Annotated in this window: 7 protein-coding genes; all 7 read left to right on the forward strand. The window is 29.6% G+C overall.

Annotated features, from left to right (window positions below; genetic code table 11):
* The first annotated feature begins 9 nt into the window (after positions 1–9).
* The 7 genes from L8X33_RS05525 to L8X33_RS05555 all read left to right on the forward strand — a co-directional run bounded on the left by L8X33_RS05525 (position 10) and on the right by L8X33_RS05555 (position 9,616).
* Positions 10–369 carry a hypothetical protein gene (locus L8X33_RS05525; RefSeq protein WP_263659387.1) on the forward strand — a complete coding sequence of 120 codons (360 nt, stop codon included), beginning with the start codon at positions 10–12 and terminating at the stop codon, positions 367–369.
* A gap of 63 nt (positions 370–432) precedes the next feature.
* Positions 433–1,551: a hypothetical protein gene (locus L8X33_RS05530; RefSeq protein WP_263659388.1), complete on the forward strand. Its 1,119-nt coding sequence runs from the start codon at positions 433–435 to the stop codon at positions 1,549–1,551.
* Positions 1,548–5,876 carry a hypothetical protein gene (locus L8X33_RS05535; protein ID WP_263670171.1) on the forward strand — a complete coding sequence of 1,443 codons (4,329 nt, stop codon included), beginning with the start codon at positions 1,548–1,550 and terminating at the stop codon, positions 5,874–5,876. The genes L8X33_RS05530 and L8X33_RS05535 overlap by 4 nt, the downstream gene beginning before the upstream one ends.
* 88 nt (positions 5,877–5,964) lie before the next feature.
* Entirely contained in the window at positions 5,965–6,981 is a 1,017-nt protein-coding gene (locus L8X33_RS05540) for a DUF5309 domain-containing protein (RefSeq protein WP_257941563.1), read from the forward strand.
* Positions 6,978–7,376 carry a hypothetical protein gene (locus tag L8X33_RS05545; protein ID WP_039625773.1) on the forward strand — a complete coding sequence of 133 codons (399 nt, stop codon included), beginning with the start codon at positions 6,978–6,980 and terminating at the stop codon, positions 7,374–7,376. The genes L8X33_RS05540 and L8X33_RS05545 overlap by 4 nt, the downstream gene beginning before the upstream one ends.
* A complete protein-coding gene (locus L8X33_RS05550) occupies positions 7,363–7,548 on the forward strand; it encodes a hypothetical protein (RefSeq protein ID WP_087685567.1) in 186 nt (61 codons plus the stop codon). The genes L8X33_RS05545 and L8X33_RS05550 overlap by 14 nt, the downstream gene beginning before the upstream one ends.
* Position 7,549: 1 nt before the next feature.
* The gene (locus L8X33_RS05555; RefSeq protein ID WP_263670173.1) at positions 7,550–9,616 is read left to right on the forward strand and encodes a hypothetical protein; all 2,067 of its coding nucleotides are present in this window, start codon (positions 7,550–7,552) and stop codon (positions 9,614–9,616) included.
* Positions 9,617–9,622: the final 6 nt, after the last annotated feature.

The following is a 9,622-nucleotide window of genomic DNA, read 5'->3' on the forward strand; positions in this document are numbered from 1 at the left end:
GGGTATTTAGTGAATTACGCAGCATTAATGAATAATGGTTTTGATTTTTCAAAAAACTTAGTTAAAGCTCAGGCTCCAAAGGTTGATAGTTTTTCATTTACTGATTTTCTAAGCAAAGGTTTTGATAATTTTAGTAAATGGGGGAATAAAGAAACAGCAAAAAATGGAGCAAGAACTAATTTTGATAGGCTTATAGACCTTGGTGGGCTTGCCGGAGGACTTTGGGGTGGATATGAAGAGCAGAAAATGGCAAAAAAGAATTTTGAGCTTCAAAAAGATGCTTACAATTTTAACAAATACTTAGCACAAGAGGAGCTTAGAAGAAGACAAAATAGAGAAAATAACTTAAAAGAAGTTTGGGCTAGTTAAAGTTTATGGATTTAAGGGGTTACCTTAAATCCTTTATTTTAGATATTAAATAAAGGTAGAAAAATGGCATATTATAACCCACAGCAAGTAGTATTTAACCCAAGTCTTGGTGTAATCCAAAATGCAGGAAAAGTAGGTGGAGTTTTATACAATAGTATGAAACAATATAGAGAAGAAGAAAACAAAAGAAGACTTTTGGCGCAAAGAGATGAAGAATTAAAAGCTCGACAAGAACAAAATGAGATTAATAATGCTTTTTTAAATAATAATTTATTGCAAAAGGAAAGAGCTTTTGAGTATGCTATGGAGCAAGATAGAATAAAGAGTAATTTAACTTTGCAAGATTTGCTTTTAAAAAAATCAAAAATAGATTTAGAGCAAACAAAAAGACAAAGAGAATATGATTTTTTAGCAAAGCAAGCAATGATTAATTTACCAAGTTACACAAAGTCAAATCCTGAGATAAAAGCAATAGAAGAAAGATTTAATACTATAAAAAAAGGTGGTGGTGATTCTTATTATGATGGGCAGGGGCTTTTGGGAGGAACATGGCAAAATATAAAAGGACTTTTTGGTGCAAATAATATAAATAACGAACAAGATAATTTGTTTAAATTTATGAGTGATAGTATTTATAATGAAAAAGTTAGAAGAGATACAACCTATAATAGAACAAGGCATGATGAAATTTATAAAGAGCCTTCAGCTTGGAAACCACAAACTATAAATGCTAAAGAATTTGAAAGAATAACAAGAGATTATATAGCTGTTAATGAGGCTAAGATTAATGCTTACTATGATGAGCAAATGGCAAAGATTTCTAATTTAAAAAATCCTTACATTAATCATCTTTATGAAGAGCAAAGACAAAAAGATTTAAAAGATTTTAGAGAGGGTTTAGCACAAGAGCTTAAGGTTTATTATATTAAAGATGGAAAGTATGACAAACCTAGCAAAAAAGCAATTACAGTAGAAAACCAAAAAACAAAAGAGGCTCCGCAAAATTCTCATAACTTATTAGCGTTTGCTAATAATCAAAAATTTTATGATGTGAATTTAGGAGGCTTTGAGGCACAAATTTCTGAACCTGATTCTAATGGAAATGTTATTTTAATCAACAGCGTAGGAAAAAGAAAACAAGTAAGCTTGGAAGAACTAAGAAAAGAGGGGTTAGTAAAATGAGCATAAGAGAATTTTTAAAAGAAAAACCAAGAGAAAGTGATATTTTGGCTTTTTTGCAGCAGGATAATAAAGATAAGAATGATTATTTAGATGAGTTAAGAAATGACATAGATAAAGCAATTACACAAAATAGAAATAATATCTCAATATATAACATACAAGACCAAAATCTAACAAATCCATTCGGTCATATTAGTCAATACAAGCGAGATTTGTATGATTATGAAAATAATCAGGAAATGAATGCTGATGATTTAAGTGATTATATTTTAGATAAACAATCTCAATTTAATGCTTCTAAACCTATTTTTGCTGATGATAACGAAGTGGCGAGAAAAAGCAATCAATTTATGAAAGATTTAGGAGATGAGCTTCAAAAATCCGGAAGAGGAAAACTTTTACAAGATAGCGATGGTTCATATTGGGTTAAAGATGTAAAAGGTAATTATGCTAAGGTTCAAGGAAGCCTAATAGGTGACTTATATCGCGGGATTAGAGATAATGGTGCTAGTGTAGCACTAGGAACAGCAGGTGCAATTGGCGGTGGTATGTTAGGTGGCGGAGTTGGTATGGTTGCTGGGGGTGCATTAGGTGCATCTTTAGGAGCTGGATATGATTATTATGGGAACACAAAAGATACAAATCAGGAAGCAAATTTAAAAGAAGCTCTTATGCTTATGGGGGAAAATGCTGGACTTTCTTTAGTTGGAGATGCAGCTTTCGCCGGAGTAGCTAAAGGTGCAAGAGCTTTAAAAAATACATACGCTATGGCAAAAGCAGGGTCAGCTGTTGGCAAAGATATGATAGATGGGATAGCCCTTAAGGGAAATAATCTAAAAGAAAACATAGGGGATAGGTTTAGAAGTGCAATGCCTACTTTTGTAAACGATGCTCTCTCAAGTGGTTTAGATACAACAAAGAATTATGTTAAAGAAATATTAGATGAGAAGCAAACTGGACTTTATAATAATTTAAAAAATGATACTTATTTAAATCCTATAGAAGTTAATCAAGGCAATGTGTATGCAGATCTTTTAGCCAAAAAAGCTCAAAACATAGCCGATATGTCAAAAAATAATCTTGTAAAAAATATTTCTCAAAAAACTGCAGATATTTCAACCGCAATAAGCAAAAATATAGGCTCAAAAGAAACAGCACTTAGCCACCAAGAACTTTTAAATATGTCTTTTATGGATAATGATTTAGCTAATGTATTAGCACAAAATGTAAAAGACAATCCTCAACTTGCAAATAAACTTTTAAATGCCTTATCATCTAGCGACAAGGCTCTTTTAGATGAGCTAGGCATAAGTGATGATATTGGTGCAAAAATTTTATATGATTTAAAAGAGAGTAGGGCTAAAAGAGCTTATGATGAATTTGGTACAGGCTTAGATAAGCTTGAAAAATTAAACCCAAATGGAGTAGAAATTGATAAACAAATATTTAGAGAATTAGCTGATAATGCAGGGGTTTATAGTGAGGCAACTCCGACTATTGTTAGAAGTTTTTTAAAAAGATTAGATAATGGAGAACTAGATGGAAAAAGTGTTAAGCAAATTTATGATGAAGTTAGTGCAATTAGTGACAAACTAAAAGGTGAGCAATCTTATAATTATAAAGAATTTTTAAATAGTGTTAAAGATGAACTTTTAAACTCTTTGGTTAAAAATTCAAGCGACCCTAAACTTGCAAAAGAAATTTTAGAAAAAACAAGATCTGACTATGCTAAATTCAAAAAATATTATGATAGTGAAATTGGTAAAAAGCTAGATGGTAGCGAAGAGGATATAAGCAAAAAATTAAACAAACTCATCAACAATACAAATGATAATAAAAATTATGAAGCTATAACTAAAGGCTTAAATCCGCAAGAAATAGCGGTAATTGATGAAGAATTTATCAAAAGAAACATTGCAAAATACACAAAAGAGTTTGATGGCAAAAAAGTTTTAGATTATGAAAGCTTTTTAGAAAGTACTAAGCATTTTAATCCAAAGAGTGAAACTGGGAAAATCAAAATGGAAACCTTAAAAGCTATGGGGCGACTTAGAAAAAATATGAAACCAATATACCAGTCTTTAGCTACAACAAAAATGGAAAAACAAGGCAAAAGCATAGCTACAACTATAGATGGCAGGGCTATGATGATGTTTATTAATCAATTTAGTGATTATATAGCTTTTTATTTTGGGAGAATGTTTGGGCTTGGAAAACAAGCAGGAATGAGAATACAATATCGCCGTATGGTAAATAACATTAATAACTTTCAAGATTTTAAAACACAAACAAAAGAGTTTATCAATAGCATAAAGGATAAGTATATTAAGGAGCAGGCTCAAAAGTTAGATGCCGAATTTAAAGCTAAAGTTAAAGATTTAATCAAAGGCGATAATTTTTATATGGACAAGCCTAATCCTAGGTATGCTAAAAGTGATTTAAATATAAAAATGAGTGTCTCTCCAAATGTTAGAAATTTAGCAAAGCTTACGAATGATGAGATTGTAGCTGACTTAGAATATTTAGCTAGCAAACATAAAGAGATGTTTAAAAAGCCTAGTGATGTATTTAAACTTATAAAAGAAATTAAAGAAAATCCTACATTTTTTTATAAAAACAATAGAATGGATATAGCTTTAATAGCAAAAAGATTAAATGATAATAAACTAGGAAAGCTTGGTATAAACAAAGATACTGGAGAAGTTAGACATGTGACAAAAGTTAAAGAAAAAGATTTAACAAGACTTGAAAAAGTTAGTAAAAAAAATACTAAGGAAAATGTTGGCATTATCCAAACTTTCATCCAACCAGGTAGCAAAAATGATAATACATTGAATGGGCTACCAAATATTTTTAATTCTACCCAAGATAAGCCTAAAGAAAACTTAATTGAGAAATTAAAGGACAATAAGAACAGGCAAAAAAAATCTATACATGATTTTTTTGCTAGTAAAAATGGTAAAAAGTTTGATATTTTTGATTTATATACAAGCAAAACAGATTTATTAGATATCAAAAGACTACAAGATAAATTAGAAATTTTTAAAGCTCAAAAGCCAAAAGAAATAAACTATAAAAGCATAAAAAAAGGATATATATTAGATGATTTGCTCAATGTAGATGAAGATGTTGTTTTTGCCGTAGTAAACAAAAAAGACCTTAAAACATCATTAACGAGAAGTTTAAACCAGTTTAGAAATAGACACTCTAATTCAACTATAAACAACATAAGAGAACAATTTAACGAAAGAGAGCATTTTAAGGAAAGCTCTAATTTTGATGGCTTACCTACTATTACTAAAGATGGTCTGGTTATAGCAGGAAATCATAGAAGCACTGCTATAAAAGATTTAAATGGTGATAACTTAAATAGATACATAAATCAAGCTAAAAAAGTTTTTGGAAGAGATGTTTTTAGTGGTTTTGATGAGAAAAATGCCATGATAGTTAGAATTTTAGACAAGAGTGATGATGAAACCATCATAAGGCTTTCTAAATTGTCTAATGATGGAAGGCTTAGTGATGAAAGTGAAAAATTGCAAGCTTTAGGAGCAAAATATAAAGATAAATTAAAAAATATAGAAAAAGCAAAGATAAATAGTGATAAAGAATTAATGTTATTTTTGGGTTCAAAAGATGTCTTGGAAAGTAAGAGGGCGTTATTAGACTATATGATGCCTGATATTTCTAATGCTTTGCTAGCTTGGGAGAGAAGAAGTGGCGGAGATAGCGAATTTAGTAGAATATTGAATAGCAACGCATTAAATTTATTGCACTTGAAGCAGTCTCTTAACGAAAACAAAATATTGAATAACAATGAAGATTTTTTTAGTCTTTTTAAAAGAGCCATAGAGAGTATGAACCAAAGTAATGCATATAAAAGTTCTAGTGAGCTTTATGAAATCTTATCAAAATATGCCCAACCTAGTCTTAAACTTGAGGATAGTTTTATACCAACACACAAGGACTTACAAGCTGATATTTTGGGCTTTATTATAAAATATAATGATACTTTAAGTAATCCTAGTGAAGCATTTGAAATAAAAATAAAAAATGCGATTGAATTTATAAATGAAAATAATACACACTCTTTATTTGAGGATGTAAAATTGAGTAATTATGATATTATAAATAATATGCTAAATACAAATATATCAAATTCGGTCAAATATCAAGAAATGTTGTCTAAGGCAATAGATACTATATCAAAGCAAACATCTAATCATAAAAAAAGTATACTTGTTCAGTTGAAAGAGGATAAAGAAGCTAGGAAGGAGTTTATGGATAAATATACTAAAAAGCTTAAAAATAATATGAAAAAATAAAATATTTTTTAATTTATTTCAAAATATACTAGTTTTGAAATAGCCATTTTTGTCAAAATCTCCAAAAAATATCAAAGGAGATTTTAAAATGGCTTTGTCATCTATGGACTTTACCCCACCAGCAACACAAAATGTTAAATTAAAACCTAGCGTATATGAAAAGATTATACAAATAGGTGCAAGCGAGACACCACTTTTAAACAAAATAGGCACATCAAGTGTTACAAGCCCACTGTTGCATTCTTGGCTTACAGACACATTAGCAGACCCAAAGAAGAATGCTAATTTGGAATTAAGTAAATTTAATGGCGAAACAAAAAACACAACTCAAAAAACATCTAATGCAACACAAATTTTTATTACAGAAGTTTCAGTTACCACGGCTTTAATGAAAGCTAAACAATATGGTGGCAATGAGATGGAATATCAAGTTGGTAAAAAGACAAAAGAGCATAAAAGAGATATAGAATATGCTTTATTTGGATTGGGTCGTGATAGTGATGTTAAAAAATCAGTGTTTAAAGAGCATATTCAAGCGCAAAATGGTGTAAGTGGAGAAATGGCAGGATTGTTTCACTATATAGCAAAAGGAGAAACAAGCTTTAGTGGTGGAAAAAGAGGCAATGTATTAGCATTTGATGAAGCAAAAGATTGGAGCGGAACTCCTAGCTTGCTTACTGAAGATAAATTAAGTCAAATTTTACAAAGCATTTGGGATAGTGGTGCTACACCTAAAGATGTATTTTTAGGAGCTAGTTTAAAACCGGCTATTAATAAACTCGCTACTAGGATTTTTGGAAATGAGAAAAATCTAGTTGGAAATGTTATGAGCCTTGAGACAGATTTTGGAACAATCAATTTTCACTTACATAGACTATTAAGCCCTAAATATGGATTAGGTGATGTTTTAATAGCAGGTGATTTTGAGTTTATGAAACACGGGCTTTACATTCCTACTTTTATTGAAGATGTACCTACTGATGCAACAGCAAAAGCAAAAAGATTTTATACTCAAAGCACATTAGAAGTAAGAAATGCTGATGCATTTGCTATAGGTGTTGGGCTTAGTGGCGTAGAAGGTGAAGCTTTAAAGCTTAAAAAATGAAAAGTGTATTAGTTAGGGATATTATCTTAAAGAAAATGTCCAAAGAAAGAACTAGTGTTGATGATAAATTTATAAAAGCCTATATTATGGAGGCTTTTTATTATATTTGTGGCAAATGTGAGCCTAGCGTACTCACTAAAACCATAAGAGAAGATGATCAAGTGGTCTTAAGAAACACTAGAAACAATGCATTTTTGATAGTCCCTGATGAGCCAAATTTTGAAGATGAACAAGAACATTTAATGATAGATGAAAGCCTTTGCTACGCTGTTATTAATTATGTATGTTTTTTGATGAGCAAAGGCGAAAATGTGATGTATTTAAAGCTTTGCAATGAAATTATCAATGATTATATTAGTAACGATGGAAAGGAGCTTGAAAATGCACACTTGTGATACATATAAAAAATTTATCAGAGCAAAGAGTTATGATGATTATGAAAAAAGTATTACAAACTTAGATTTTATAGCTTATTTGGATACTAAAAAATGGCTTGAAGCAATGGATGATTTGTTGTTATTTTGCCAAAGAAGAATAAAAGATAGCGATTTTTATACAGGGGAGTAAAATGGTAAGTTTAGCTGAATTGAAAACAGGTAAAGAAAAGCTAGAATTAATTAATCAAATTTTATTAAGAATTGATACTATAGCTAGAGCTTTAGACAATACAAGACTTGATGAAATTGTCGGTTTAAAAGAGAGTGTAAATTCTTTACATGAACAAACACTAGAACTAAAACAAGAAGTTTCAACAATGTATACTAGTTTTAGCGAAAATAAAAAAGATTTTGATACTAAATTTTCTAGTGTTAATGAAAAATTTAGCATTATGCAAGAGCGTTTTAGTTTTATAGAGCAAGCTTATAATGATTTTTCAAGTTCTAAAGAAGAACTTGAGCTTATAAAAGGCTTTATAGAAGAAAATAAACCTGTATTTGAAAGCTTAAAAGATGATTTATCTAAATATGAAAGTATGAAGATAGATCTAGAAGCCATTATCACAGAAGCTACAAATAATACAAAATTATCAAAAGAATATTTTGAATTAAGCTCAAAAATAAAAGATGATATTTTAAGAGAATTAGAACATTGCAAAGATTTGGTGCAAGAGTTAAACTATAGTGCTGATGAGCTTAGGGGACTAAAGCCAGAGCTTTTGCAGATAAAAAAAGAAGTAAACGAGCTTTCATCGCAAGCTAGTAAAGTAGTTTTAGATGCAAGCGAAATTATAAAAAATAAAATAAATACTATCTTTTTTGAAAATCAAAGATTAAATCAAGAAATGATAGATAGTGTCAAAAAATTGGAGGAAATAAAATATGATGTTGGCATAAAGTATAAAGAAATAATACAAGCTTATAATCTTTTACTAGAAACCAAAGAGAGTTTAGAAGAGTTAAAAGAAGTTATTGCTTTATACAAAGAATTTGAAAACGACATTAAATCATATTCAGAGCTTATAAAAAATTTCAAAGAACAAATTGCGAATTTAGAAAGTGATTTAGAAAATAAAGCACAAGGTTTACACGAAGCTTTAGAAGCAAAAGGTAAACAAGTAATCTCATCCATAGAAACAGCAAAAAATGGAGCTATTGTTAAATTTGATGAGCTTGTTGCAAAATGTGAAGGATATAAAATACATTTTGAGCAAAGTTATGATAGGTTCAATCAAAGAGCTTTAATAGCTAATGAAGATTTGGGGAGACTAGCCGAAGTTGCTAAAAAAGAGCTAGGCAATGACAAGTTAATCTATGAGACAGAATTAAAAGCTTTGCGTGATAGCACTATCGAAGCTATGAATGATATTTATCAAAAAATGTGCGATGATGCAACAGGTATAGTTTCCAATATAGAAGAAAGAGAAAATAATTTTAGGGAATATATAGAAACATCAAAAGCTTTGATTGATAATTTAACTCAAATTTTTATCACTACTTATCAAGGGTATAAAAATGAATTTGATGTTTTTGTAAATAATCATTTGCAAAATTTACATACTCAAAAAGAAGAATATAAACAAGAACTTGATGTAAAAAAAGAAGAATGTAAAGTCGAACTTGATGCAAAAAAAGATGAGTGTTTGGAAGAGATAGATGCAAAGGCTATTGATTATGATATAGTGAGTATAAAAGAAGATGTTGTAAATTTGAAACCTAGGGTTGAGGCTTTAGAGCTTGACAAGATAAACAAAGATGCTAAGATTGATATACTAGAAAATGCTATTAATACTAATACTCAAAAAATAGAACAAACAAAAGAAGAGCTTTTAGAAAATGTAGAAACTAAAGAAAACAGCGGCGTAGCATCTTCTTTAGATGCTAAATTAAAACAAGAATTAACAACACTTATTAATAAAAAAGAAAACACAGGAGTAGCAAAATCACTAACAGATGCATTAAAAACAGAACTTACTAATTTGATTAATGCTAAAGAAGCAAAAGGCACTGCTGCTAATTTAGATAAAGCTTTAGAAACCAAGCTTACTAACCTAATTGGCACTAAAGAAGCAAAATTAACTTTAAGTACAAAAACAAATCGTTATTACAAAACAACAACTTTTTATATAAATGGAAAATCTTGTGGATCAATAACTTATTCTACTTACGCTCCATCATCTAGTGGCAATAACTTTTAAAGGAAA

The organism is Campylobacter sp. CNRCH_2014_2849 (assembly GCF_025772845.1).
Classification (GTDB): Bacteria; Campylobacterota; Campylobacteria; order Campylobacterales; family Campylobacteraceae; genus Campylobacter_D; species Campylobacter_D lari_D.

Coding starts and splice junctions, on each gene's coding strand:
- L8X33_RS05530 (WP_263659388.1), top strand. CDS start 433: ATGGCATATTATAACCCACAGCAAGTAGTATTTAACCCAAGTCTTGGT.
- L8X33_RS05535 (WP_263670171.1), top strand. CDS start 1,548: ATGAGCATAAGAGAATTTTTAAAAGAAAAACCAAGAGAAAGTGATATT.
- L8X33_RS05540 (WP_257941563.1), top strand. CDS start 5,965: ATGGCTTTGTCATCTATGGACTTTACCCCACCAGCAACACAAAATGTT.
- L8X33_RS05545 (WP_039625773.1), top strand. CDS start 6,978: ATGAAAAGTGTATTAGTTAGGGATATTATCTTAAAGAAAATGTCCAAA.
- L8X33_RS05550 (WP_087685567.1), top strand. CDS start 7,363: ATGCACACTTGTGATACATATAAAAAATTTATCAGAGCAAAGAGTTAT.
- L8X33_RS05555 (WP_263670173.1), top strand. CDS start 7,550: ATGGTAAGTTTAGCTGAATTGAAAACAGGTAAAGAAAAGCTAGAATTA.